Raw genomic sequence first — 25,671 nt, 5'->3', positions numbered from 1 at the left:
GGGCTAGTCGTTGAGGCTGATGTTACCCGGCAGCGGGGAGACCAGCGGCTTCGGCACGTAGGTGGAGCGCAGCTCACGCAGCGTCATCGCATGCTGCTCCAGGCGCTTATCCTCGTTGGTCTGCGGCACGAACTGACGGGCCGGCAGCGCGTGACCGTCGACGTCCACCGCCACGTAAGTGAAGGAGGCGTGGATCGCGGTCGGCAGGTTCGAGGTGTCCTCGCGCGGGTCGCCCGCGCGCAGGTGGACGGAGACGGACATGGAACGGCTGTCGGTGCGGATCAGGCGAGCGTCCACCTCGATCAGGTCACCGATGGAGATCGGGCGGTAGAAGCGGATGCCACCGGCGTAGACAGCGACGGTGCGCTCCCCGGACCAGCGCATGGTGCAGGCAGTCGCGGCCTCGTCGATCCACTGCATCGCGGTACCACCGTGGACATTGCCGCCCCAGTTGACGTCCGTCGGCTTAGCGAGGAAGCGGGAGGTGACCTGCGGCGCCGTGGAGTCGTCCGTATAAGACTGGCGCAGCATTTCCTCCTCGATGGCCTTGCGCAGCTGGATGCGGGACAGCGCGGCTTCTTCGACGCGCTTTTCCTCCTCGGTCTGCGGGATGTACTTCGGGACCGCCTTGGACCGACGGTTTTCGTCCATGGCCACGAAGATCACCAGGCAGTCGCAGGCGCGGGTGAACTGGCCGTCGCGCGGGTCGGCGGAGAGCACCTCGTTGACGATGTGCATGGAGGAACGCCCGGTGTAGGCGATACGGGAACGCACCTCGACCAGGTGGCCGGAAGGGATCGGGCGAGTGAAGTGAATATGTCCCACATAGGCGGTCACGCAATAGGACTGCGACCAGCCCACGGCACAGGCGTAGGCCGCCTTATCGATCCACTCCAGCACACGCCCACCGTGCACGCCCATGCCGCCGGCGTACAGCACGTCGGTCGGGGAGGCGAGGAAACGCAGCGTGACGAGCGGTGACGGACCCCCTGTGCTCGTCACTTCTGGCTGAGCCGTCAAGGTCTCATCGGTGTTTGCAGACGTCGCATCTTTACCCATGAAGGCCATGTTAAAGCACGGTCTGATAAAACACTGGCACAGCGGCGATATTGTTGCGCAGAAAGCCGGGGAAACTGATTATTCTCGCAGGTCAAGCGCAGGCTATGGGGTGCCTCACGTTGTTGCGAAAATGGCTTGTCCGCAGGCGTCATTAGGGTGGGGGCTATGAGCCAAAAAATTAAGTGGTCTTGAGCTGACTGCCGTGGCGACCGAGGCGATGGCCGCCGTCGCGGACTGGGTGGCGGATCCGGAAGGTCAGCCCGTGCCCTCCCGGCAAGCGCTTGCGGATGCGGTTCGGCGCAGCGCTGAACTGCTCGCGCAGGACGCGCCCGGGAATACCGTGGAGCTTCGGGTGCCGCCCTTCGTGGCGGTGCAGTGCGTGGCCGGGCCGGTGCATCGCCGGGGGAATCCGCCCAACGTCGTGCAATGCAGCCCGCTGGCCTGGCTGCGGGCTGCGGCAGGAGCGGCGTCATTGACGGAAATGTCAGAACGAGCGGGCGCCGACGCGGCGGGCAGTCCGATGGGAAAGATCAGCGTCGAGCTTTCCGGAACCCGTGCTTCGGAGGTGGAGCGCCACTTGCCTCTGTTTGGAAGACATTAAAGGGCTGGTAATGTCGTGATAGTGGCAAAAGATACTGGCCTGAATTCTTTGAATGGGACCAACTCGGCACCGTCGGTGGACGCGGCACAGCCCGCCCAGCCAGCGGACCGGGGGTACGACGATCACGGGGAGCAGCCTCCGCGCGAGGAATGCGGTGTCTTCGGGGTATGGGCACCGGGGGAGGACGTCTCGAAGCTGACCTACTACGGGCTGTACGCGCTGCAGCACCGTGGCCAGGAAGCAGCGGGCATCGGCGTCGGCAGCGGCGACCAGATCCTCGTGTACAAGGACCTCGGCCTGGTCAGCCAGGTGTTCGACGAGCAGATCCTTAACTCCCTGAAGGGGCACATCGCGATCGGTCACACCCGTTACGCGACGGCCGGTGGGGGACGCTGGGAAAACGCCCAGCCGATGTTCCGCATGGCCTCGGACGGCACGGACGTCGCCCTGGGGCACAACGGTAACCTCACCAACTACCTGGAGCTGATGGCCGAGGCTGCGGAGAAGCGCCTCGTGAACCCCGCTGACGAGCCGAGCGACTCGGACGTCATGTGTGCGCTCATCGCAGACCTCATCGATGAGAACACCTCGATGGAGGATGCCGCGCTCCAGCTCTTCCCGCGGGTCAAGGGTGCATACTGCCTGACCTTCACGGACGGCAAGGGCCTGTACGCGGTGCGCGATCCGCACGGCGTGCGCCCGCTGAGCATCGGCAAGCTCGCCAACGGCTGGGTCGTCTCCAGCGAGACCGCGGCCCTGGATATCGTCGGCGCGGAGTTCGTGCGCGACGTCGAGCCAGGCGAGTTCATCGCCATCAACGAGGACGGCATCCGCTCCCGTAAGTTCGCCGAGGCGACCCCGAAGGGCTGCGTGTTCGAGTACGTCTACCTCGCGCGCCCGGACTCGGTCATCAATGGCCAGCCAGTGAACGCGACCCGCGTGGACATCGGCCGCCGCCTGGCGGAGGAGTGGCCGGCTGAGGGCGACCTGGTGATCCCGGTGCCTGACTCCGGCACCCCGGCGGCTGTGGGCTACGCCCAGGCCTCCGGTATCCCATTCGGCCAGGGGCTGACGAAGAATGCCTACGTGGGGCGCACCTTCATCGAGCCCTCCCAGACCATTCGCCAGCTGGGTATCCGACTGAAGCTGAACCCGCTGCGCCACGTGATCGAGGGCAAGCGCCTGATCGTGGTGGACGACTCCATCGTGCGCGGCAATACCCAGCGGGCGCTCATCCGCATGCTGCGGGACGCGGGCGCGGCCGAGGTGCACGTGCGCATTGCCTCCCCGCCGGTGAAGTGGCCGTGCTTCTACGGCATCGACTTTCCGTCGCCAAACGAGCTGCTGGCCAACAACGTGGACCCAGACAACATGGTGGAAGCCATGCGGGAAGAGGTCGGCGCGGACTCCCTGGGCTTCGTCTCCACGGAGGCGATGGTGGAGACCAGCGCGCAGCCGCGGGAGACCCTGTGTGCTGCCTGCTTCGACGGCGTGTACCCGCTGGGTCTGCCGGCGGGCAACCCGAACGCGGAGCAGGTTCGCCTCCGGCAGCGCCGCCTCGCGGAGGAGGCTGAGCAGGCCGCAGGTGGCAGCGATGCCTCAAGCAACAACCCCGAAGAAAACTAGCGATTGAACACCCTCGGCGGAAGCCGGATTTCACAAGCAGGAGAAAACTCATGAGTGATGATCAGAAGACTCAAGCTGGGGCGTCCTACGCCGCCGCTGGTGTGGATATCGAGGCCGGCGACCGCGCTGTCGAGCTGCTGGCCCCGCTGGCGAAGCGCGCTACCCGCCCGGAGGTTCGCGGCGGGCTCGGCGGCTTTGCAGGCCTGTTCGCGCTGGGGGAGTACGACAAGCCACTGCTGGCCGCGTCCTCCGATGGCGTGGGCACCAAGCTGGCCGTCGCCCAGGCGATGGATAAGCACGACACCATCGGCCGCGACCTTGTGGCCATGTGCGTCGATGACCTCGTCGTCTGTGGCGCCGAGCCGCTGTTTATGCAGGATTACATTGCGATCGGCAAGGTGATCCCGGAGAAGGTTGCCGAGATCGTCAAGGGCATCGCGGATGGCTGCGAGGAAGCAGGCTGCGCCCTCCTCGGGGGCGAGACCGCCGAGCACCCGGGGGTCATGGGCGAGAATGACTACGACGTCTCCGCCACCTCCGTTGGTGTGGTCGAAGAGGCCAAGCTGCTGGGGCCGGACAAGGTCCGCCCGGGTGACGTGGTCATCGCGATGGAGTCCTCCGGACTGCACTCCAATGGCTACTCCCTGGCCCGCAAGGTGCTTCTGCAGGATGCCGGCCTGCCGCTCGACCAGGAGGTGCCGGAGTTTGGACGCACCCTGGGCGAGGAGATGCTCGAGCCGACCCGCATCTACGCGAAGGACTGCCTGGACCTGGCCGCGGAATGCGACGTCCACACCTTCGCCCACATCACCGGTGGTGGGCTGGCTGCCAACGTGGCCCGCGTGATCCCGGAGGGCCTGGTCGCCGAGCTGCACCGCTCCACCTGGGTGCCGGGCCCGATCTTCACCAAGATCCAGGAGCTGGGCGGGGTGGCCCAGGAGGAGATGGAGAAGACCTTCAACATGGGCGTTGGCATGGTCGCCATCGTGTCCGAGGAGGACGCCGACCGCGCGCTCGCGATGCTGGCGGCCCGCCACATGAAGGCCTGGCGCCTGGGCGTGGTCCGCTCCGGCGAGGGTGGTGCGACCCTGCAGGGCGAGCACCCGGCGGAGGGCTAAGCCTCTCTCGGGGGAAGCCCGTGGCGCCGGACGTTGCTGGCAGCCACGGGCCAACACGTAAAGCGGCTTCGCTGCCACCTGGGGGTGGGGCGAGGCCGGGGTTAAACGACAAAATGTGTGTCTGACTCCGGCGTGTCGCGGGGTTAGATGTGGCCTTTTTGGATGCCGATTGAGTGTGTGTAGTCGGTGTCGATAGCGTTGTCGTAGAGGGCTGGTCGTCCGGTTTCGTGGTCGGCTTGGTTCTCGTTGTGGGTCAGGGTGGATACTTTGGCGAGTTGGTCCTGGCCCCAGTTGGACTGCCTGGCGATCTCAACGGGGTCGTCAGGCAGTTCCGTTTGCAGGTACAGCCACCAATCCAGCATCCGGCGTTGGTGTTCACCGGATCTGCCGCGGTGGGTGCGGGCAAGCAGTTTCAACTGGGCGTTGATGCCGCCTTCCAGGCTGTTGGTGGTGGATTTGATCCGGCTGACATCGAGGACACCGTCAGGTGGGTCGAGATAGACAAATAACAGCTGGTTGCGCCATAGGTGGTTGAGGCTGTTGTAGGCCTTGCGGGTGCGTTCATGCGTCCATGACCAGGTGCGTTGCCGTGTCGCTGGGTCGGTTGTGAACGTTTTCTGGTTCATCCAGTCGCGGTAGATAGTGCCGTATTCGTGCAGTTGTGCACCCCACTCGGCTGCCTCGTCAAGAGCGGTGATCTTCGTGAGGTTGAGCGCGAGCTGGTAAATCGCTCGTCCTGCATCGGTGCGGGGGCGTGAGGTGGTGTGCCGACGCACCACGCGTTGGGCGTGAACGAGGCAGCGCTGCACTTTCGTTGCAGGCCAGCATGTCTTGATTGCGCTGGCAGCGCCTTGGCCGCCGTCGATGACAGCGATCAGGGGCGCGGGGATACGTTCGAGGAGCCTTTGGTAGTCGCGGGTGGTCTCACGTGTGCACCAGTGCCAAGCGATGACGTGATCCAAGGTGGCGGCAACAATCAAGCATCCGCCGGCGGTGTAGGTGCCGTCAAGAAAGACCTGGTCGTAGACCCGGCCTTCGTGCCCGATCGTGGGATCGGGGACATCAACTAGCCAGAAGTGTTCAAACCGGCGTTGCAGGGTACGCGGATGACACCCTGCTTCGGCGGCAGCGGTTTCCAAGCTCGCACCGGTTGTGAGGTGGGTGATAAATGCTGCGAAGGCTGCTGAGTTGGTGATATCGGGGCGCTGCTTGGTGGTGGAAGCGCCGCAGATTTTGCACCGCCACCGGGTGCGGTTGGCGCAGGTCTTACCGTTGCGTTTCATCTCGCCGCCGCAGTGGCAGCGTGGTCTGTTCTTCGGCATTGATCAAGCCAACACCAGCTCCTACCACACGCTGCTGTCACACCCGGTATTTCGCCGCCCCGGGGCGGATATATGCTCTAGGAGCATATACTTTCCGGATTACCCCTGATCAACCCAAACAAATCGACGAATCCGGACACACATTTTGTCGTTTAACCCCGAGGCCGCGGGGTAAAAAATACGGCCCGAGCGCGACCGGGTTTGTGAGGTCGTGGGCTCGGGCCGTATGGCGCGGGGGACTAGTAGCGGTGGTCGCTCCAGTCGTCCCACTCGTCATCGCGCTCGGAGTACTCGTCCTGCTGCGGAGCTCCAGAAAGCTCTCGCTGCAGACGCTCCAGATCCATTTCCGGAGCCTGGTACTTCAGTCGGCGAGCTACCTTGGCTTGCTTAGCCTTTGCGCGGCCGCGACCCATGGCTGACCCCCTTGAGAGATCGTATGGCGACTCGAGGGAACGGTCGCCTTCTTATTGTTTAAGCATTTCCTGGTCTACACCATAGCGAATTTTTTTCGCGAATTCCGAACCCGGCCCCGCTCCGCCCCGCGCCGCGCCGTGGGAAACCGTGGCCACGATGCGAGATGCATCGCAAAAGTGCAGGTCAGATAGGGTGGCGCGGCGGTGTCCGCGAAAATTAGCCGTTGCGCAGATTTTTGATCGCTGCGCGTCCCGGCTTTTCCGCGTCGTCCACCTTCACGTCCGCAGGGTCGATCGCGGCGTCCACCTCCCCGGCCTGCAGGGCTGGCACTGTCGCCGGGTCCGTCGCCAGCTTTTCCACCACATTGCGCCGCACTAGCGCGAGGGCAATCGGCCCCAGAATCGCGTCGTGCACGCTGCTGCCCACCCGGCCGATGCGGCGGCCACCCGCGGTGAGGTCAGTGCCGACCTCCGGGAGCGCGTTCCGGGAGCCATCGAGGTGGAGCAGCACCAGAGTGCGAGGCGGCTTGCCGAGATTCTGCACGCGGGAAACGGTCTCCTGCCCGCGGTAGCAGCCCTTATTCAGGTGCACCGCATGCGCCGTCGGGCCCTCGCTCTCCTGGGCTAGCTGGGTCGCCCCGTGATTATTCTCGCCCAGGTACCAGGGGACCTCGTGGGGGATTGTCTTCTCGTCCGTGTCCTCGCCGATCACCGGCTGACGTGCGGCGATGCGCCAGGCGGTGTAGGCCATCAGCCCGGTTGGGGCGTATCCAAGCTCCGCGGTGGCGTGATCCCAGCTTCCGATCTGCGCATCAGCCGGCAGCCACACGTCGGTCACCGCAATCTCGCCAAGTTTCCGGGTGCGCCAGGAGTGCGCATCCGGAAACGCTCCATCCGGGGTGGCTCCGAGCCCAGCCCGGTCATCCTCCGCCGACTCTTGCGCACCAGCCTTCTTCAGGACAGCCATCTGCACCAGGTCCAGGCGTTCGACCTCAACCTTCGCCCAGAAGATCATGCGGCTGAGGTAGGTCTCCAGTCCCTCGGCCTGCTCAGCGGCGACGTCCAGCAGGATGCCGTCCTCCAAGGCAGCGACCCCGAATTGGTATTCCACGTGGCCCTGCACGTCCAGGATGAGACCAAAGGTGGCCTGACCAGGCTGGATGGCGTTGATCTTCTGGCTGATCAGGTCGTTGAGCCAGGTCTTGGCCTCCTCACCGTGGACCCACAGGGCGACGCGGTCGAAGCGGTCGACGAGGCCGGTCGCGCCATCTTCGACGGCGTTCTGCTCACCAAGGGGGTTCCCGTAGTGCCAGGCGACGGGGTAGGTCTTGTCCTCGTTGGTCGCGCTGGCGCCGGGGACGTGGCTCAACAGGGGAGAGCTGGGGGTGGTCATGAAGGGAAAACAACCTTTCTGCGCTCGTTAGTTACCCCGATGCTAGTAGGGAATCGCCACGGCGATCGACCAGGGCATATTCTTAAGATGGATCCCGGCTTTAGCCCTGCGCCTCCGCGCGTGCTGCCTTCGGCGCGAAGGGGGGATAGCCGGTTGCTGAGGTGGCTTGACGAAAAAGGAGTAGCTATGGCGATTGTCATTGATGTTCTCGGCGCCACGGAACCCCGCATCTGGGACGCTGAGCAGCCGTTCCTCTATGCCGACGACCTCGCGGCAATCCGCGGGGATGGAGTCTTCGAGACCCTGATCCTGCGCGAGGACGTGGTGCGCAACATGGACCGCCACGCCTCCCGTTTCCAGTCGAGCGCGGCGATGCTGGAGCTGCCGGAGCCGGACATTCAGCGCTGGACCGCAGCCACCGAGCTGGCGGTCAGCGAGTTCGCTCGCGTCTACCCGGAGCAGCACGAAGCGGCGCTGCGCTGGGTCTACTCGCGCGGTCGCGAATCGGGCGGTGAACCCACCGGGTGGATCACGGTGACCCCGGTGGGCGAAGCCCAGCTCAAAGCCCGCCGTGAGGGCGTCAACGTGATGACCGCCGAGCGGGGTTTCAGCCTCGATATTTCGGATCGCTCACCGTGGGCGCTGATCGGCGCGAAGACTCTCTCTTATGCCGCGAACATGGCAGCACTACGGGCAGCGAAGAAGGCCGGCTTCGACGACGTCATCTTCTTCAGCGAAGAAGGCACTGTCCTGGAAGGGCCGACGAGCAGCGTGATCATCGCCCGGGATTCCGAGGGCGACGGTAAACCACAGCTGCTGACCCCCTGCCCGCACACCGGGATCCTCCCCGGCACGTCGCAGGCTGCTGTGTTCCGGCTCGCCGCGGAGCGCGGCTGGCCGGTGGCTGAAGCGCAACTCACCGATGAGGACCTGCGCACCGCAGCGGGCGTGTGGCTGGTGTCCTCGGTGCGGATTCAGGCGCGCGTCACGGCCATCGACGGCCAGCCGATGCCACGGCCGGCCTTCGCGGACGAGCTCGAGGCCCTGATCGCGGAAGCCGTCACAGCGCAGGCCTAGCCAGGTGTAGAGCTAGCCACGTACCCGCTTGAGCTGCGCGGACATCCACGGCACCATCTCGCCGTCGATGAGGCGCTCGTCGACCCAGCCCAGGTCGTTGTTCGGCATGAGACCGTAGAGGCGCTTGCCAGGGCCCAGGGCGCTCGGGCCGGTCTCGGTGGCCAGGGTGGAAGCGCTCTCCAGCTGCCAGGCGCGCTCGGTGAGCGGCTTGCCGTACATCAGCTCGATCATGCCGTCGGAGTGGGCGATGAGCAGCTCGATGTTGTCGTCATTGTCGATGCGCCAGAAGCCGGCCTCGCGGCGCAGCAGCTCGCCGACCTCCGGCTCGCCCGCAGACTCAGCGCTAGCCTCGTCACCGTCTGCCTCAGCGCCCTCCTCGGCGGGCGGGTTGATCTTCCAGGTGCGGGACTCGAAGCCCAGGCGGTTCTCGCCATCGTGGAAGATGCTCAGCTGCTGGCCGAAGGTGAACTCCTCCTCGCCCGGGTGCGCAGCCTGGCCCTGGCCGCGCCACACACCGACCAGCGGCAGGAGTGCGAGCAGGCCGTCGTGCAGGTTCGGGCCGAAGCGCAGGTTGGCGGTGTCCTCCGGGATCGGCAGGTCGCCGAAGACCGGCAAGTTCTTATCCGCCGTGCTCTTCGACTGCTCGGCGGCGAGGTTCACGGCCTGGTTGCCGTCCAGCTTCGGGCCGGAGTTGGTGCTTTCTGCCGGGGTGTTGGCACCCTGGTCAGGAGACTGATTATTAGCCTTATCGGAACTCATGGCCTCCACTCTATAGGGACGGCCGTTGCTCTTCCGTGAGGGGACGGGTCGGAGGGGTGAGGTCCCCGATGCTGACGGTGGTGTAGTAGTCCTCCGCCTCGATGAACACCGAGCCCCCTCCCACGTAGACGCGCATCGGGATCCCGGGGAAGGGGATGGAGTCCTTCTCGATCTTCAGCCGGAAGCCGTCCATCAGCGCCGCGGTGGTCGCCTCGTCCAGCTGATCAGCGGGGACGATCTCCGCGCCCTCCTTCTTGTTCACCGGTCCCTCGATGACGGTGACGGGGCGCAGGTAGACGTCGCCGCGCTTGATGCGGACCTTCATCTCGACGATCGCGGGGGCACGGAAACCCTTCGGGGTGCCGCGGAAGATCGCTTCGGTTTCCCACCCGCCGCGCGGGGAGATGTCTGCCTTATTCGAGACGTCCAGGTCAGGTATGCCCATCAGCTTTCCCAGGGGGACGACGCCCAGCTGGAGGCGGTGGAAGACCTTGCGCGCAGGAGCGTCGTGAATATCGCCCGTGAAGATCTGGGAGGCATTGACGTCGACGTACTGGGCGGAGGAGTGGACGGTGACGTCGCCGAATCCGGCGATGGGGACGTCCTTGGCGGTGACAGTGACGGCCTCCAGCTCCTTGGTGAGAGCCTGGGTGACGTAGGGGAATCCCGCGAGCATGACCTCCGGCGGCTTGGGCAGGTGCGAGCCCTCGTAGAGCTGCTGGGAGATCTTCGCCTCCGTGCGGGCGGCGATGAGGGAGTCCGTGAGCATGAGCGCGAGGAACGCGACCAGAAGACCGGCGAGAACCTTCCACAGGCGGCGCCGGGGGCGCGGTGCCGGGGAGGTATCAGCCGAAATCTGCGGGTTTGCCATGAAGAACATTATGGCGCATCGATGGGCGCGGGCCATACCCGATCCGCGGCGGCGGGGTATCGATGGCGAAATCCGATGTCTGGGTGCTTGCGTAGGGTGGATAGAACACCAAGCGAGATGAACCAGAATTTTTCCGGGAGCGAGTTTTATGACCTGCACTTTCCACGCCTACGAGCAGCTTCACGCTCAGCCGGAGGTGGTCGCCGCAGTACACACCCTGCTCCGGGAGGTCGAACAGGCCGACGGGGTGGCTGCGCTGGGCGAGGCCTTCCTCAAGGGCATCGATGGGGACCACGGGCACCAGCACATCGTGGCCATGACCGACGAGCGTGTGGTGGGCGTCCTGGCGCTGGATGGCGCCGTGACCGCCAGTGTGAGCGGGGAGAACCCGACCGCAGAGCTAGCCGTCGCGCCCGATGTTCGTCGCCAGGGGGTAGCCCGTGGCATGCTCGCGGCGGCGCGCGAAGACCTGGGGCTGACTGGCCCCCTGGATACGTGGGCGCACGGGGATTTGGCACCGGCTCGTGCGATGGCCGAGGCAGCGAATGCCCGCCGCACCCGTGAGCTGCACAAGATGGCGGTCGACGCCTCCCCAGGCAGCGACCGCGGCGAGCAGTTCCGCGCCGGGGCAGAAGATGCCGCCTCGAAGGTCGAATCCCAGGGGCTGACGGTGCTGACCTACCCCGAGGCCGTCGAGCGCTTCGGAGAGGAGCTCGTGGACGAGGAATGGGTCCGCGTGAACAACGAGGCCTTCGCCTGGCACCCGGAGCAAGGCGGCTGGGATATCGATCAGCTGCGCAGCGCCCGTGACACAGCGTGGTTCGACCCCAACGGCGTGCTGATGGTCTGGTCCTGCGGAGAAGACGAGGACGCCGCCGGGCCGCGGTGTGCCGGCTTCCACTGGACGAAAATCCCCACCGAGGAGCAGGAGGAGCCTGAGGGCGAGCGCGCTGGGGAGGTCTATGTGGTCTGCCTCGCCGACGAAGCCCGGGGCAAGGGGCTGGGACCCGCGATCACGATGCTCGGCATCGGCGAGCTGATGAAGCGAGGCGTGGGAACCGTCGAACTCTACGTCGAGGGCGATAACGGCCCGGCGGTAGCGACCTACGAGGGCCTGGGCTTCGGGATCGTCCACACCGATGTGGTTTATCGTGGAGAATTAAATTAATTCCCAGCCCCGCAGTTATGTTGCGGATTCTCAGTGAAAGGCTGCCTCGAAGATGTTGAAGAACAAGCCATTGATCGCCGCACCGGGTTCGCGACGCACCACGGCCGCGTTGGCCACCCTGCTGGCCGGTGGGCTCGCCTTGACCGCCTGCTCCGGTAGTGACGCCCCGCAGACGGAGTCCGGTGACTCCACCACCGCCGCGGTAGAAAATCCTTACCCGATGGCGGACGTCTCGGGCACGGTGCGTGGCGCGGGGGCGACGTCCCAAAAAATGTTCATCGAGGACACGGTGGGACCAGCGCTGCACCCTGACGGGATTGAGCTGGAATACCAGGCCACGGGCTCGGCCAAGGGGAAGGCGGCCTTTGTTGGCAAGCAGGCGGATTTTGCGAGCACCGACGTGCCACTGAGCGAGCGCGCGACGAAGGATGCGCAGCAGCGCTGTGAAGGCAACACCGCCTGGCACATCCCGATGGTGCTGAGCCCCGTGGCAGTGGCCTACCGGCTGGATGGCGTGGACCAGGAGATCAACCTGCCCGCGCGAGTCGTGGCGAGCATCTTCGCAGGCAACGTCACGCACTGGGATGACCCCCGGATCGCGAAGGCTAACGAGGGAGTGAAGCTGCCGAAGACCCCGATCAAGGTGGTGTACCGCGGCGACCAGTCCGGCACCTCCGAGATCTTCCAGCGCTTCCTCGCAGCGGCAACCGATGGGGCCTGGAAGCCGCAGGGGCCGTCCTTCCCAACCGGCGTGGGCCTGGGCGCGAACGGCTCGGCTGGGGTGGCCGACCAGGCTGCCTCGGAAAACGGTTCTATCACCTACACGGCCACGCCGTTCACCAAGCCGACCCCGCAGCTGAAGGCCGCGAAGGTCGACTTCGGCTTTGGCCCGGTGGAACCGTCCTCGAAGAGCGTCACCGAGGCACTCAAGGGAGTGAAGTACCAGGGCAAGGGCAAGAACATGATCGTGGACGCCGACTCCCTGTTCGCCGATGCTGCGGAGGGCACCTACCCGCTGGCGCTGACCACCTACGAGGTCGTCTGCTCCAAGGGCTATGGGGAGGAGACCCGCGACAAGGTGAAAAACGTGCTGTACACGATGCTGGCCAACCAGCAGGGCGACTACGCGGATAAGGGCTACGTCCCGCTGACCGGTGAGATGAAGACCAAGGTGGAAGAGGCAATCGGCGCGATCGGGGCCTAGGGATTCGGCTCGCGGATTCCGTGGGTGAGTTGGACCGTTCTAAGGCATAATTGAGGTTATGACGCAGCCCACCCAGGACAAGCCACAAAACCCCATTCACCTCGTGATCATGGGGGTCAGTGGTTCCGGTAAAACCACTCTGGCCCGGATCATCGGGGAGCGCACGGGTCGGCCCGTGCTGGAGGCCGATGATCTCCACCCGGCGGAGAACCTCGCCATTCTGGATCGCGGTGAGGTTCCCAGCAAGGCGAAGTACGTCAACTGGCTGGAGAGCGTGCGCGACTGGATGAGCGAGCACGGCCGCGCCGGGGAGTCCACCGTGGTTGCTTGCCCGGCCCTGACCAGGGCCCACCGCGAGGTGCTGAACGAGGCCGAGGGCATCACGTTCTTCGTGCACCTCTACGGCACCTTCGATGTGCTCTCGGAGCGCATGAGCCACCGCATCGGCCGCGATATGCCGCAGGAGCTCCTGGTGGCGCAGCTGGAGCTGTTGGAGCGCCTGCATTCCGACGAGCTGGGGATCCAGCTGGACGTGACCCGTAAGCCGGAAGATCTCGTGGACGATGCCCTGGCGTCCGCGAAGTTCGCGGAGACCGCCTACGGCAGCGAGTCTTAAAGAAGCAAGAACGAAGCGGGGCCCTCGTATCGACGAGGGCCCCGCTTTATGCTGCTGATTCAGTGGCTGGTGGGCTAGCCGCCGCTGTTTTCGATATCGGCACCCACCGGCACGGTCTCGTCTTCGGGATCGTCGAGCCAGCCATCGGGCAGCTGCACCTTCGCGGGGGAACCCTGGCGGCCGCGCGCGCCGTCGGCGTCGTTGGCGAGAGCCTCCGAGTCCCAGATGGGGTCGAGTACCTCGCGCAGCTCGGCCAGGGAGCTGACCTTCGAGAGGCTGCGACGCAGCTCGCCGCCAGCCGGGAAGCCGCGCATGTACCAGGTCATGTGCTTGCGCAGGTCGCGGCAGGCGCGATCCTCGCCGTCGTGCTCCGCGAGGAGCTCGGCATGCCGCATGATGATGCGCGCCACCTCGCCCAGGGGTGGCTCAGCGGGCACCGGCAGGCCGCGCAGCTCGGCGGAGAGCTCGGCAAAGAGCCACGGCCGACCCAGGCAGCCACGGCCCACGACCACGCCGTCGCAGCCGGTCTGATCCATCATGGCGCGGGCGTCGGTGGCCTTGAAGATATCGCCGTTGCCCAGCACCGGGACCCGGCCGTCCATGTGCTCCACGAGGCGGGCGATCTCGCTCCAGTCGGCGTCGCCGGCATAACGCTGCGCGGCGGTGCGTCCGTGCAGGGCGACGGCGGCGGCTCCCTCGTCGGCAGCGATGCGTCCGGCGTCGAGGTGGGTGCGGTGCTCGTCGTCGATGCCGATACGCATCTTCACGGTGACGGGAATGTCCGTCCCCTCCGTGGCTTTAACGGCGGCGGCGACGATGTTGCCGAAGAGGCGCCGCTTGTAGGGCAGGGCCGCGCCACCGCCGCGGCGGGTGACCTTGGGCATGGGGCAGCCGAAGTTCATATCGATGTGGTCAGCCATGTTCTCATCGACGATCATCTTGGCTGCTTCGTAGGTGTACTTCGGATCGGTGGTGTACAGCTGCAGGCTGCGGGGGTCTTCGTCCGGAGCGAAGGTGGTCATGTGGAGCGTTTTGGGGTTGCGCTCCACGAGCGCGCGGGCGGTCACCATCTCGCAGACATAGAGGCCCGCGACGGAGCCCATGCGCTCCCGTTCCTGCTCGCGGCAGAGGGTGCGGAAGGCCACGTTCGTCACGCCTGCCATTGGGGCGAGGACGACGGGGCTGTCGAGCTTCAGCGTTCCGATGCTGAGGCCCTGCTGCTTGGTTTCGATGCTGCTAGTCACGGTGACCATGTTCCCAGGCGGGGCGGGCTGCAGCAAAGCGAAAGTTCGGACGGCGATGCCGCGGCAGGGGCAGTGAGCCGGTTTCGGGGGAGCCGAAAAGGGGGTAGTTAGATATACAAAAGTGTGTAGGTCACACTTCAGAATCGATTTATGTAGCATGGCGCCTATAGGCCAAGAGTTTTTGCCCACTCAGCAAAACAAACCATTATCGGTCGCTGTGGGCTGAACGCCACAGGAGGAATAAATGACAGATCGCATTGCCCATGAGCAGCTCAAGTCCAAGGTGATGAGCGCCGAGGAGGCGGCACAGTTCGTCAATAATGGCGACAAGGTCGGCATGTCCGGCTTTACCGGTGCCGGCTACCCGAAGGCCCTCCCCACCGCCATCGCTAATAAGGCGAAGGACGCCCACTCCCGTGGCGAGGACTTCAAGATCGACGTCTTCACGGGTGCTTCCACGGCCCCGGACTGTGATGGTGTGCTCGCCGAGGCAGAGGCCGTCAACTACCGCGCGCCTTATGCTTCCGACCCGATCATGCGCAAGGCCATCAACGCTGGCGAGATGAAGTACCAGGACATCCACCTCTCCCACATGGGTTTGCAGGTGGAGCAGGGCTTCTTCGGCAAGTTTGATGTCGCCATCATCGAGGCCGTTCGCATCACTGAGGAGGGCAACATCGTGCCGTCCTCCGCGGTGGGTAACAACGTTGAGTACATCAACGCCGCGGACAAGGTCATCATCGAGATCAACGAGTGGCAGTCCGAGGATCTCGAGGGCATGCACGACATCTGGTCGATGCCGGCGCTGCCGAACCGCACCCCGATCCCGATCAACAAGCCGGGCGACCGCATCGGTACCACCTACATCCCGATCGAGTCCTCCAAGGTTGTCGCGGTCGTGAAGACCAACGCGCCGGACCGCAACGCTCCGTTCAAGCCGGTGGACGAGACCTCCGAGCAGATCGCTGGCCACTTCCTCGACCTGCTCGAGGGTGAGGTGAAGGCCGGCCGCCTGACCTACGACGGCTACATCATGCAGTCCGGCGTGGGTAACGTCCCTAACGCCGTGATGGCGGGCCTGCTGGACTCCAAGTTCGAGAACATCCAGGCCTACACCGAGGTCATTCAGGACGGCATGCTCGACCTGATCGACGCGGGCAAGATGACCGTTGCTTCCGCAACTTCCTTCGCTCTCTCCCCGGAGTACGCGGAGAAGATGAACGCAGAGGCGAAGAAGTACCGCGAGTCCATCATCCTGCGCCCGCAGCAGATCTCTAACCACCCAGAGGTTGTGCGCCGCACGGGCCTGATTTCCTCCAACGGCATGATCGAGGCGGACATCTACGGCAACGTGAACTCCACGAACGTCTCCGGCTCCCGCATCATGAACGGCATTGGCGGTTCCGGTGACTTCACCCGAAACGCCTTCCTGTCGACCTTCATCTCGGGCACGATCGCCAAGGACGGCGCGATCTCCACGATCGTTCCTTTCGCATCCCACATCGACCACACCGAGCACGACGCCATGGTCATCATCACCGAGCGTGGCTACGCCGACCTGCGTGGCCTGGCGCCGCGCGACCGTGTGAAGAAGATGATCGAGATCGCTCACCCGGATTACCAGCCGCTGCTGGAGGAGTACTACGAGCGCGCGAAGTCCAAGGGCACTGGCCTGCAGACCCCGCACGATCTGGCCACCGCTTTTGATTTCCACATCAACCTGGCGGAGAAGGGCAGCATGAAGGGCTAGTCTTTAGCCATCTCGCGCACCTAACCCGTCCCGGTTTTCGCCGGGGCGGGTTATTTGTTTTTCGTGCCTCGCCATGGGGTAAGCTGTGTTCCGCAAGCGTGGCTTGTGTGCGTGCGATTGTGCGCGTGGGCCTTTAGCTCAGTTGGTAGAGCTCCGGACTTTTAATCCGTAGGTCGTGGGTTCGAGCCCCACAGGGCCCACTTCTGTATTCCCCGGTCTTTTCTGGCCGGGGATTTCTTATATGTGCTTCCGATGCGTGGCATCTTTGCAGGCCTAATGAGCAATTAGGGGCCGGTGACCGAGGGAGCTCTAATACCCCGCCGCGGCACATTCCGATGGTTCGATATAACCCTGTTCGCAGCCGTGCTGGAACTGAAGCTCACCGCTACTCGGGTAGGGGTTGCCGTTCTCGTCGTGCCCATATCCGCACTTGTAGGCCGGGCAGGTTCCGCCATTTGCGAAGGGAACTTTCGATGGATCCCAACCCGCTGCTGCTTCTGCATCGCGGTAAGTCTGTGCGCCAGGTTGGTTAGCGCAGTAGTCCGTGTATTGGGTGCTTCCATCGGACATGCGTGAGGGGCCTGGCGTTCCGGGGAGACATTCGAGGACGTAGATTTCGGCTGCCGGTGCTTGTGTCTGCTTTGGGGCAGCAGCGGGCTCCGTGCTGGGGCTGGGGGTTGCGGTCGAGCTGCTAGGGGTCTTAGTACTGGTTGTCTTGCTTGCTGACGTGGTGCTGCTGCTGGGCGTTGGGGCTTCCTCAGTTGTGGCGCAGCCTGTGAGGACGAGGGTAGTTAATGCAGTGATTGCCGCGAGTTTTCTCATGCCTTCTCTTTCTTTAGGCGCTCAATCCGCAATATCGGGTCCGGTCGATGTCGAGAGCATAGCGTGAGGGGCAGACAGTGAAAGCTCTCTCCCGAACACACTGGCCAGTGCAACCGGGGTTTTTGCTTCTCCCGAACCAGCGTGCCTGTTGTGCCATAGGTTGGAAAGCATGTCGGAATTCGAAAATCATGATTCTCAGCCCCAGGCTGAAGAGCGCGGGGAACCAAGGTTTGAACCTGCCCGCGTCGAATGCGCAGACGGCACCGTGCTGGCTGGGTGGTGGGTGCTTCCCTCCGGCGGTGGGCCAGCGCGGAAGGCAGTGGCGTTGCACCCGGCGACGGGCGTGGACATGCATCTTTATCGCAAGTTCGCCGTGTTCCTCGCGGAGCGGGGCTGGGCTGGGCTGATTTACGATTTCCGTGGCACAGGGGACTCCGCGACTCCGGGCGATTCGGCGTGATGCTGCAATGGCGGCGCTGGGCAGGCCAGATGCAGTATTTCTTCGACGACGCAGAATTCGATTTCACGGAGCGCTTCGCCAAGGCAGAGGGTCCCGTGTTGTCGGTGGTCATGGGGGACGACCTCTGGGCGCACCGGGGCGCGGTGAATGTTCTGACGGATAGGTTGGACCGTGCGGACGTCCTTAAAAAAGACATCGAAGCGGGTGAGGGGACCGCAAATGGGCCAGTGGGGCACATGGGTTTCTACCGCTCGAAGCACCGGGATCTGTGGCCGGATGTGGCTGAGTGGTTGGAGGCACAACTCTAGGAATTGCGTCGCGCGGCGTGGCACAGTATCTTGTTGAGACGAACCCAGTGGTCAGAAAATCCCCTCGTCACATGGCAATTTGGTTGTTGTGCGGGGAGCGGGTTAGACTGAGCGAGCTGTTTGAGACGCGTAGAGCGTTTTGAACGTGCTCCCATCGTCTAGTGGCCTAGGACTCCGCCCTTTCACGGCGGCAACACGGGTTCGAATCCCGTTGGGAGTACGGCCCTGTGGCGCAGTTGGTTAGCGCGCCGCCCTGTCACGGCGGAGGTCGCGAGTTCAAGTCTCGTCAGGGTCGCAGCAAGATCAACCCCAAGCTCTTCGGAGCTTGGGGTTTTTGCTTTGCCATTTATCTTGCGCCCGGCCCGGTCGTGGCGCACGGGATAGGGGGTTCTGCGCAGGCAGCCAGGTAATCTCTTGCCCATGAGTTCCTCCAAGACCTCGTCGTATCACCTCTTCCGCCGGTGGCAGGGCGCGACGTTCACCAAGCTTGGGCTGCTAAGCGAGAGCATGTCCGTGGCTACTGCATCGAAGTTAGTCACACCCCTAGCGGTACTCATTCCGGTGCTCGCAGCCCTCGCGGAGGCCCAGGTTCTCACCGCCTCCGCCTGGTGGCTGACATTGGGCGCCATCGTGGTGGGTGTGCTGCTGTACTGGATTGCGACGATTGGTCTCGAAAATCGCCAGCGCTATAACTACGCCGTGCGTTCACGCAAGGAGCTCACGTCCCGCAAAAATCGCCTCGGCGAGCCTCTCGGACTATCAGCGTGAGCACGATTTCGAGAAGCGGGAGGTCGACGGTCGCCCGTACCTCGCCTCGGAACGGGTCGATGAATTCATCCAGGACGGTGGCCTGGAGAAGCCGTGGGAGTTCTCCTCCTACAGGTACCGGCTGCCGAAGGATCTGGAGCAGTTTAAGTACCTGAATTTGCGCCGTCACTACGCGCAGGGGCGCGCGATGTTCAACGGGAAGCTTCTGGGCATGGCCTGCGACCCTGATTGGACGAGCCCCGTCGTTCAGCTGCATCCCATCGGCTACTTCGACCACATCACATCCAATCTTGTCGTCGATAACGTCTACTACACCCCGGGATACGACGAGTTACTGTTCGACGGCAGCTCCATCATCGTCAATAAGGACGACGGCGCCCTCATCGACCTCATCGAGAGCAAGGCGGCGAATGTCATCGGCTCCTCGACCTTGGTCCTGACCTCCGACGGTTACGTGATTATCGGTCAGCAGGGCTCGCTGAGCGATAATTCGCAGGGCATGCTGATCCCGTCTGGCTCCGGCTCGGTGTCCCTGAACGACAGCTTCTATGCCGCCACCTTTGCAGACATTATTGCTGGCGCTGCCCAGCGCGAGTATTTCGAGGAGGCTGCAGTTCCGGGTGCGCAGGAATACCTGCGAAAGACGAAGTCGACCGGGGTGTTCCGGACTCCGGACAGTGTCACCGTGCCGGTGCCGATCGCTACGCGCCCTATCGCCTATATGCGCGATCTGGCGCGGGCAGGGCTGCCGGATTACTTCAACCTGTCCTATACGGAACTCACCGCGGAGCAGGCGATCGGGAATAAGGCATTGCGCTCGGAAAAGGGGCTCCAGACGGGGATGCGAGCGGAGCGGCTGCAGGCAGGGGAGGATATCGCGCAGTGCGTGGACCGCATCGTCAAGGATCACCGTGCTGAGGGTGGCGCGGTGTCCATGCAGATGGAGATGACCCGGCACGCCCTTTTGCAGATGCGGGAGCGTGGGGTGCTAGGAGAATTCGTGAGTCATCTTCAGCGGGCGACTGCCTAGCTGAAGATTGGCAATGGCCTTAAAAAGTTCCAAAGGCTGTGCCAGACTCCTGTTATGCGCCTCAACCGAAGTTTGTCCCGGCGGCAGTTCGGCGTCGCTCGTCGGGCTGGATCCTGCCTCGCTGCGCTCAGCCTGTCACTGCTGTTGGCTAGTTGTGCCGACGAAGCTAGCGATTCCGCAGCCGATCGCCCTACCGTGACTCAAACGATCACTAAGGCTGGCCCGCCGCCGTCCGATGTTCAGAATGATGGTGCAGGGGAGGGGAACGATGCTTCGGGCGATGCCGACGAGAGGACTGAGCCGCAGCGGGAGCGCGCGCGGCCGAAACCGCAGCGCGTGAAGAAGGGCGAGTGCCCCTATCTTGAGTCCAACTCGAACACCCGACCCGGTGAAATCGTCTCCATGTACTGCGATGGGCGATGGATGCGGGCGGGGCGTAACGGCACTGATCACGTGTGGGTCGAACGTTTCGACGGCGCCGAATGGGGTGAGGTGGAAGCCGACGGGGTGACCACCTCCGGCATGCAGGGGCCGTGCTTCTCCGATGCTCGGCTGCGCCGCCTCGGTGCCCCCGAAAAACTGATCGACATGGTGACCCTCTGCGATTAGTGCCAATTAGTGTCATCGGTACCGGAGCTGCGGGAGCGCTAAGCTGCCATGGTGGAGGGGTAAAACCTATAAAAAGCAGCTTGCATGGCCCGAAAAGGCGCCCTTTAAAATGCCTATCTACCTGCTGCGATGTGTGCATGTTGGCCGTGATTTGTGCCCACGTTAACCGCTGGGTATAGTTACCACTCGTGCGATAGCACACGGCCCTGTGGCGCAGTTGGTTAGCGCGCCGCCCTGTCACGGCGGAGGTCGCGAGTTCAAGTCTCGTCAGGGTCGCTGTGAAGCCTCAGGCTTCTCGGCCAGATAGCTCAGTCGGTAGAGCGTTCGCCTGAAAAGTGAAAGGTCCCCGGTTCGATCCCGGGTCTGGCCACACTCCCAGCCCCATCCCAACGGATGGGGCTTTTGCTTTATAGTTGCATGCCTTAAGTTCTAGGGGGGGTAAGGGGGTTAAACGACAAAAGGGGATGCGGACGGGATCTTGGAGGATTCCACTTATGAACCGTTCGTACACAGATCAGCAGCGTCGCAGAGCGATTGAGGTTTATAAGCGCACTCAGTCGGTGACGAAGACGACCCGGCAGCTGGGGTATCCGGGGAGATGGACGCTGTACAAATGGTTGCGTGAACCCACCACTCCAGGTAGACCGCGTAAGCAGGCGAAAACCTTGACGCGTTACCCGTTTGAGGTCAAGCTTCGTGCTGTCGAACTTTTCAACGCCGGCTGGAGCCCAGCTGACATCGCTCAAGAATGTGGGCTGAGGTCAAAAATGAGCGTCTATTCTTGGACACAACGCCATCGTGAAGAGGGACAATGGGGGCTGATGTCGAAAAAGGAACGAGAAGAACGTGCTCGCATCCCCACCCGAGCAGCCCTTGAAAAATCTTTGCCGGATGATCCATCTGAACTGAAAGAACAGATGGCCAAGCTGCTGGTCGAGAAAGCTGTATTGGAAAAGGAGCTGGAGCTTGTAAAAAAAGACGTCAGCGTCATCCCAGGTCAGCTCAGTAATAGACAAAAGACCGCAGTGGTTGACGCGCTACGCCCTGACTTCCCCTTGCCGATGCTGCTCGCCTCTATCGGCCTTGCACAATCGAGTTTTTACTACCACCTTCAACAACGCAGCCGGCCCGATAAGCACGAGCATATCCGTGACATACTCCATGCCATCGACGCGCAGTCGGACAACACGTACGGCTATCGACGCATGTGGTGGGAGTTGCGTCATCGTGGGATCATCATCAGCGAGAAGGTTGTTCGTCGCCTCATGCGCGAAGAAGGAATCGTGCCCCGCTTTCCGAAACGCAAGTGGAGGTACTCCAGCTATCAGGGAGAAATTTCACCAGCTCCGGACAACTTGGTGAACCGTAATTTTCACGCTGACAGCCCAAACAAGTTGTGGCTAACTGACATCAGTGTTTTTGCAGCTCACGATAGTCGCGTGTACCTCTCTGCCATAATCGACTGTTTTGACGGCAAGGTCGTCGCCGCGAAAACAAGCGTGCACCCCACTATGGAGTTGGCGCAGGAAACCCTGCTTGCTGCCATTGAAGCGGAGCAGCCAGAAGCAGATGGTTCCCTGGTGCTTCATTCTGACCGGGGTGCACATTACCGCGGTAGCACCTGGCGCAGTTTGACCGCTAAATACGGGATTGTCAGCTCAATGTCTAAAAAGGGTTGCAGCCCAGATAACGCAGCGTGTGAAGGATTTTTCGGCCGTATGAAAAATGAGATGTACTACGGCAAGGTTTGGCAAACCACCAAAGAGCTCGAAGAAGCCATCGCGCGATACATCGAGTTCTATAACAACCACCGGATCAAAACCAGTCTAGGCGGTGTGAGTATCACCGCCTACCGAAAACTTCATGTAGCGTGACCCGAAACTGTCCAACAAAATGTCCGCGTCCCCAAATGTGTGTCTGACTCCGGCGTGTCGCGGGGTTAGATGTGGCCTTTTTGGATGCCGATTGAATGTGTGTAGTCGGTGTCGATAGCGTTGCCGTAGAGGGCTGGTCGTCCAGTTTCGTGGTCGGTTTGGTTCTCGTGTTGGGTCAGGGTGGATACTTTGGCGAGTTGGTCCTGGCCCCAGTTGGACTGCCTGGCGATCTCAACGGGGTCGTCAGGCAGTTCCGTTTGCAGATACAGCCACCAATCCAGCATCCGGCGTTGGTGTTCACCGGATCTGCCGCGGTGTGTGCGGGCAAGCAGTTTGAGCTGGGCGTTGATGCCGCCTTCCAGGCTGTTGGTGGCGCGTTTTATTTGGTCAGGTTCAAGTACCCCGTCAGGCGGGTTGAGGTAGACAAACAACATCTCGGACCGCCAGAGGTGGTTGAGACTGTTGTAGGCCTTGTGGACGTTGGGGTGTGTCCAGGTTGTTATCCAGGTGCCGGTTGCGGGGTCTTTGGTGAGGGTTTTTTCGTTCATCCAGGCTCGGTAGATGGTGGCGAAGTCGTGGAGTTGTGCGCCCCATTGTGCGGCGTGGTCGAGTGTGGTGATGCTGGTGAGGTTCAGGGCGAGTTGGTAGATTGCTCGTCCGGCGTCGGTGCGTGGTCGGCTGGTGGTGTGTCGGCGTACCACGCGTTGGGCGTGGACGAGGCAGCGTTGGATGCGGGTGGTTGGCCAGCATTTTTTGATGGCGCTGTAGGCTCCCTGTCCGCCGTCGATGACGGCGATGATTGGTGGGCAGACGCGTTCGAGGAGGCGTTGGTCGTCGAGGGTGGTCAGGCTGGTGCCAGTGGTGCAGTGGTTGATGAATTGGGTGAAGGCTGCGGTGTTGGTGATGTCGGGTCGGTGTTTGGTGCGGGAGACGCCGCATTTTTTGCAGCGCCATCGGGTGGTTTCTTTTCGAATTGAAAGAGTACGCTAAGGACGTGAACTCCCCAGATTGGAGGGTGTCAGGAAGTTTGTGTGTGAGGCTCTGATCGAGAAGGAGTGTCACCGATAATGACTACTGTGTCACCGAAGAAAGGCCATGACCCGGCGAGGGTCAACGAGATCAGCGAGAAGCTGATGGAAAATCCTGAGCTGGCTAGCCTGATCAGCGAGCTGTCGACCTCCGCTGATGATGCAAGCGAGCTGGTCAAAGGCCTGCTGCAGGCATCAATCAACGCTGGTCTGCAGGCGGAGATGGATGCGCATTTGGGCTATAGCCACTCCGACCGCAAGTCCAAAGCCCAGGTTGAACCCGTGCACGGCGGCAATCACCGCAACGGGTCGTACACCAAGACCGTCAATTCTGGCTACGGCGCGGTGGAAGTGACCGTGCCCAGGGATCGTGCTGGCACGTTTACTCCGAAGATGGTGCCCAAGGGCGCACGTCGGCTCACAGAGCTCGACGACATGATCGTCTCGCTATACGCCGGTGGGATGACAGTGCGCGATATTCAGCATCACCTCGCGACCACGCTCGGGGTGGATATGAGCCCGGATACGATCAGCACCATTACCGATGCGGTGTTAGACGAGGTCATGATCTGGCAAAACCGCCAGCTCGACGAGTTTTACCCGGTGATCTTCCTCGACGCGCTACGCGTGAAAATCCGTGACGGTCACCGCGTGGTCAATAAGGCCTGCTACATGGCGGTTGGTGTCGACATGGACGGCATCAAGCACATCCTGGGATTGTGGATTGCCGATAATGAAGGCGCTGCATTCTGGGCATCGGTGTGCGCGGATCTGGCCAACCGTGGCGTCCAGGACGTGTTCATCGTGTGCTGCGACGGGCTGAAAGGCTTGCCGGAAGCTGTCGAGGCAACCTGGCCGAATTCCATGGTGCAAACCTGCATTGTGCACCTGATTCGGGCTTCGAACCGGTGGGTGTCGCATCAGGACCGCAAATCTGTCTCCCGTGCGCTACGTGAGGTCTACACGGCCGCCAACGAGGACACCGCCCGCGACGCCCTGGACGCGTTCCAGGCCAGTGAACTGGGCCAGAGATACCCGCAATCGGTCAAAGTCTGGCGCGACGCCTGGGACCGGTTCGTGCCGTTTTTACAGTTCCCGCCAGCGGCCCGCCGGGTGCTCTACACCACGAATTCGATCGAATCGCTCAACGCTGAACTGCGTAAAGCTACCCGTAACCGCGGGCAATTCCCGAACGACACCGCGGCGCTGAAAACGCTGTGGCTGATGATCTGCAACATCGAAGACAAGCGCGCTGCCCAGCGAGCGAAAAAAGCAAAGCGCGACATCGAATGCAACGGCTATATTGAAGGGGCGAAAGCCACCGGGTGGAAACAAGCCATCAACCAACTAGCCGTGGCATACCCCGACCGATTCGCGGACTACTTGTAAACCAAGCCCCCGCACACAAACAATCGGACACTCTCCCCAGATTGTTCAAGACGAAAAGCTAAATAAAATGAAGACATACGATATAGATCGCAACCACATCGCTGTGGTCGCACCTTCATCGCCAGCTGCGCTAATTGGACCGGCTGTACACGAGCAAGCGATGCGGAGAATTAATACTGAATTTGGTTTTCCGCCTGTAGAGTACCCATCGGTTAAAGAAAAGCTCTCCGCGGAAAAAAGAGCTAACGACATTAACAATGCAAGTCGTCAGAAAAACTGCAAGGCTATTTTCTCTGTGGTCGGCGGGAACGACGCAATTACCTTACTGAAGAACCTTGACCATAGTGTTCTAGCCAAAAGTGTAACCCCATTTGTTGGATACTCGGATAACACAGCAATCCACAATTTCTTATGGAAGTTAGGAAGAACCAGTTACTATGGTGGGTCAACGCAAGTTCAACTCGGACCGGGACCATCTGTGGACCGGATTCAGTCAGCTTCGATTAAGAAGATCCTGGATAGGAAGGGTTCTTTGCAGCTAGTAAAGCCCAGAGACTACGAAGTAAGAGGGGAAGATTGGCAGTCTCCACTCGCCCTGACTGAGGTGGGGCCTCGGGCTCCTTATCCTGAATATCTCTGGGCGGGCGAGCGGAGGACTATTAGAGGTCGATCTTGGGGAGGGTGCGTGCAAACACTTCTACAGCTTGCAGTAATGAATGACCTGCCGACTCCGCGGCAACTGCAGGGCGCTATTCTCTTCCTGGAGCTTTCTGATGAGCACCTAGGGGACGGCAATGTCCTCAAACTCGTGAGAGCTTTCGGAGAATCGGGATACTTTCACTCCGTAGGAGCTTTCCTTTTCGGTCTACCGCCGTATTCAAGCAACCAAAGAGGGCAGCGAGTAGCCTCGCCGAGTCCAGGAGATGCAATAAGACTTCTCAGGGCTATTTCCTGTGAAATAGCTAATTACAACGATAGGCTCCCTAGAGTATTGGGGCTACCTATTGGACATTTGCGCCCCCAATATATCATTCCTTACGGAGGAACTATAGAAGTCGATGGGAAGCGCAAGACAGTGACGGCATTTTATGAACCTCAGTGAGCGAGCGGCAAGAGCGGAAGGAGAGAACCGGGACCTAGCAGGTTACTTTAGATATTATTT

Annotated in this window: 24 protein-coding genes, 5 tRNA genes and 1 pseudogene; 21 read left to right on the top strand and 9 right to left on the bottom strand. The window is 62.3% G+C overall.

All coding sequences use genetic code 11. The features are described 5' to 3' along the window. Positions 1–3: 3 nt before the first annotated feature. Positions 4–1,068, bottom strand: a complete 1,065-nt coding sequence (locus CU_RS08145) for an acyl-CoA thioesterase (RefSeq protein WP_012360854.1) — start codon at positions 1,066–1,068, stop codon at positions 4–6. A 169-nt stretch (positions 1,069–1,237) separates the two neighbouring features. Beyond that, positions 1,238–1,456 carry a hypothetical protein gene (locus CU_RS11095; RefSeq protein WP_015381905.1) on the bottom strand — a complete coding sequence of 73 codons (219 nt, stop codon included), beginning with the start codon at positions 1,454–1,456 and terminating at the stop codon, positions 1,238–1,240. On the opposite strand from CU_RS11095, the gene CU_RS10440 reads away from it, so the two are divergent. From CU_RS10440 to purM, 3 genes are all read left to right on the top strand, one after another. Next, positions 1,370–1,660, top strand: a complete 291-nt coding sequence (locus CU_RS10440) for a sterol carrier family protein (protein ID WP_331370645.1) — start codon at positions 1,370–1,372, stop codon at positions 1,658–1,660. The genes CU_RS11095 and CU_RS10440 overlap by 87 nt on opposite strands. Before the next feature lie 75 nt (positions 1,661–1,735). Next, a complete protein-coding gene (gene purF, locus CU_RS08135) occupies positions 1,736–3,286 on the top strand; it encodes an amidophosphoribosyltransferase (RefSeq protein ID WP_173362363.1) in 1,551 nt (516 codons plus the stop codon). A 50-nt stretch (positions 3,287–3,336) separates the two neighbouring features. Continuing rightward, a complete protein-coding gene (gene purM, locus CU_RS08130) occupies positions 3,337–4,404 on the top strand; it encodes a phosphoribosylformylglycinamidine cyclo-ligase (protein ID WP_012360852.1) in 1,068 nt (355 codons plus the stop codon). Between the two features lie 143 nt (positions 4,405–4,547). On the opposite strand, the gene CU_RS08125 is transcribed toward purM, so the two are convergent. The 3 genes from CU_RS08125 to ygfZ all read right to left on the bottom strand — a co-directional run bounded on the left by CU_RS08125 (position 4,548) and on the right by ygfZ (position 7,532). Further along, a complete protein-coding gene (locus tag CU_RS08125; RefSeq protein WP_012360851.1) occupies positions 4,548–5,726 on the bottom strand; it encodes an IS256-like element ISCur2 family transposase in 1,179 nt (392 codons plus the stop codon). Positions 5,727–5,965: 239 nt separating this feature from the next. Further along, positions 5,966–6,139: a DUF3073 domain-containing protein gene (locus CU_RS10435; RefSeq protein ID WP_012360850.1), complete on the bottom strand. Its 174-nt coding sequence runs from the start codon at positions 6,137–6,139 to the stop codon at positions 5,966–5,968. 217 nt (positions 6,140–6,356) lie between these two features. Further along, entirely contained in the window at positions 6,357–7,532 is a 1,176-nt protein-coding gene (ygfZ, locus tag CU_RS08120; RefSeq protein ID WP_012360849.1) for a CAF17-like 4Fe-4S cluster assembly/insertion protein YgfZ, read from the bottom strand. A 186-nt stretch (positions 7,533–7,718) separates the two neighbouring features. On the opposite strand from ygfZ, the gene CU_RS08115 reads away from it, so the two are divergent. Further along, positions 7,719–8,609 carry an aminodeoxychorismate lyase gene (locus CU_RS08115; RefSeq protein WP_041628516.1) on the top strand — a complete coding sequence of 297 codons (891 nt, stop codon included), beginning with the start codon at positions 7,719–7,721 and terminating at the stop codon, positions 8,607–8,609. 12 nt (positions 8,610–8,621) lie between these two features. Here CU_RS08115 and CU_RS08110 read toward each other — a convergent pair whose 3' ends face one another. Both CU_RS08110 and CU_RS08105 read right to left on the bottom strand, forming a co-directional pair. Further along, positions 8,622–9,368, bottom strand: coding sequence for a heme-binding beta-barrel domain-containing protein (locus CU_RS08110; protein WP_012360847.1), 747 nt, complete (start codon positions 9,366–9,368; stop codon positions 8,622–8,624). A 10-nt stretch (positions 9,369–9,378) separates the two neighbouring features. Further along, a complete protein-coding gene (locus CU_RS08105; protein WP_231837645.1) occupies positions 9,379–10,239 on the bottom strand; it encodes an LmeA family phospholipid-binding protein in 861 nt (286 codons plus the stop codon). Positions 10,240–10,387: 148 nt separating this feature from the next. Between CU_RS08105 and mshD the strand changes: the two genes are divergently transcribed. The 3 genes from mshD to CU_RS08090 are packed head-to-tail and all read left to right on the top strand — an operon-like array spanning position 10,388 to position 13,227. After that, positions 10,388–11,407, top strand: a complete 1,020-nt coding sequence (gene mshD / locus CU_RS08100) for a mycothiol synthase (RefSeq protein ID WP_012360845.1) — start codon at positions 10,388–10,390, stop codon at positions 11,405–11,407. Positions 11,408–11,459: 52 nt separating this feature from the next. Continuing rightward, a complete protein-coding gene (gene pstS, locus CU_RS08095) occupies positions 11,460–12,611 on the top strand; it encodes a phosphate ABC transporter substrate-binding protein PstS (protein ID WP_012360844.1) in 1,152 nt (383 codons plus the stop codon). A gap of 58 nt (positions 12,612–12,669) precedes the next feature. Next, the gene (locus tag CU_RS08090; RefSeq protein ID WP_012360843.1) at positions 12,670–13,227 is read left to right on the top strand and encodes a gluconokinase; all 558 of its coding nucleotides are present in this window, start codon (positions 12,670–12,672) and stop codon (positions 13,225–13,227) included. 74 nt (positions 13,228–13,301) lie between these two features. On the opposite strand, the gene dusB is transcribed toward CU_RS08090, so the two are convergent. After that, on the bottom strand, positions 13,302–14,480 hold the full coding sequence (gene dusB / locus CU_RS08085; protein ID WP_148264206.1) for a tRNA dihydrouridine synthase DusB: 1,179 nt from the start codon (positions 14,478–14,480) through the stop codon (positions 13,302–13,304). Positions 14,481–14,715: 235 nt separating this feature from the next. Here dusB and CU_RS08080 point away from each other — a divergent pair, with 235 nt between their 5' ends. From CU_RS08080 to CU_RS08030, 12 genes are all read left to right on the top strand, one after another. Then, positions 14,716–16,221 carry an acetyl-CoA hydrolase/transferase family protein gene (locus tag CU_RS08080; RefSeq protein ID WP_012360841.1) on the top strand — a complete coding sequence of 502 codons (1,506 nt, stop codon included), beginning with the start codon at positions 14,716–14,718 and terminating at the stop codon, positions 16,219–16,221. Between the two features lie 127 nt (positions 16,222–16,348). Beyond that, positions 16,349–16,421, top strand: a tRNA-Lys gene (locus tag CU_RS08075). Positions 16,422–17,212: 791 nt separating this feature from the next. After that, on the top strand, positions 17,213–17,503 hold the full coding sequence (locus CU_RS10970; protein ID WP_231837644.1) for a hypothetical protein: 291 nt from the start codon (positions 17,213–17,215) through the stop codon (positions 17,501–17,503). Continuing rightward, positions 17,500–17,811: a hypothetical protein gene (locus CU_RS10965; protein ID WP_231837643.1), complete on the top strand. Its 312-nt coding sequence runs from the start codon at positions 17,500–17,502 to the stop codon at positions 17,809–17,811. The genes CU_RS10970 and CU_RS10965 overlap by 4 nt, the downstream gene beginning before the upstream one ends. A 147-nt stretch (positions 17,812–17,958) precedes the next feature. Continuing rightward, positions 17,959–18,031 (top strand) — tRNA-Glu (locus tag CU_RS08065). Position 18,032: 1 nt separating this feature from the next. Continuing rightward, positions 18,033–18,106: transfer RNA gene (locus CU_RS08060), tRNA-Asp, on the top strand. A 125-nt stretch (positions 18,107–18,231) separates the two neighbouring features. After that, the gene (locus CU_RS08055; protein ID WP_231837642.1) at positions 18,232–18,579 is read left to right on the top strand and encodes a hypothetical protein; all 348 of its coding nucleotides are present in this window, start codon (positions 18,232–18,234) and stop codon (positions 18,577–18,579) included. Beyond that, the gene (locus CU_RS08050; RefSeq protein WP_158307922.1) at positions 18,476–19,609 is read left to right on the top strand and encodes a hypothetical protein; all 1,134 of its coding nucleotides are present in this window, start codon (positions 18,476–18,478) and stop codon (positions 19,607–19,609) included. The genes CU_RS08055 and CU_RS08050 overlap by 104 nt, the downstream gene beginning before the upstream one ends. Before the next feature lie 195 nt (positions 19,610–19,804). After that, entirely contained in the window at positions 19,805–20,218 is a 414-nt protein-coding gene (locus tag CU_RS08045; RefSeq protein WP_041628515.1) for a hypothetical protein, read from the top strand. Between the two features lie 202 nt (positions 20,219–20,420). Beyond that, positions 20,421–20,494, top strand: a tRNA-Asp gene (locus CU_RS08040). 21 nt (positions 20,495–20,515) lie between these two features. After that, positions 20,516–20,588: transfer RNA gene (locus CU_RS08035), tRNA-Phe, on the top strand. A 124-nt stretch (positions 20,589–20,712) separates the two neighbouring features. After that, positions 20,713–22,092 carry an IS3 family transposase gene (locus tag CU_RS08030; RefSeq protein WP_012360835.1) on the top strand — a complete coding sequence of 460 codons (1,380 nt, stop codon included), beginning with the start codon at positions 20,713–20,715 and terminating at the stop codon, positions 22,090–22,092. A gap of 65 nt (positions 22,093–22,157) precedes the next feature. On the opposite strand, the pseudogene CU_RS08025 reads toward CU_RS08030, so the two are convergent. Beyond that, positions 22,158–23,060 (bottom strand): annotated as a pseudogene (locus CU_RS08025) (IS1249 family transposase); the annotation flags it as partial. Between the two features lie 99 nt (positions 23,061–23,159). Between CU_RS08025 and CU_RS08020 the strand changes: the two are divergent. Both CU_RS08020 and CU_RS10425 read left to right on the top strand, forming a co-directional pair. Beyond that, positions 23,160–24,509, top strand: coding sequence for an IS256 family transposase (locus tag CU_RS08020; protein WP_012360833.1), 1,350 nt, complete (start codon positions 23,160–23,162; stop codon positions 24,507–24,509). Between the two features lie 67 nt (positions 24,510–24,576). After that, a complete protein-coding gene (locus CU_RS10425; protein ID WP_012360832.1) occupies positions 24,577–25,611 on the top strand; it encodes a S66 family peptidase in 1,035 nt (344 codons plus the stop codon). Positions 25,612–25,671 lie beyond the last annotated feature (60 nt).

The organism is Corynebacterium urealyticum DSM 7109 (genome assembly GCF_000069945.1).
In the GTDB taxonomy this organism is placed as follows: domain Bacteria; phylum Actinomycetota; class Actinomycetes; order Mycobacteriales; family Mycobacteriaceae; genus Corynebacterium; species Corynebacterium urealyticum.
Note: the sequence above shows the minus strand (reverse complement) of the source record. Positions and strands in the feature narration are given on the sequence as shown.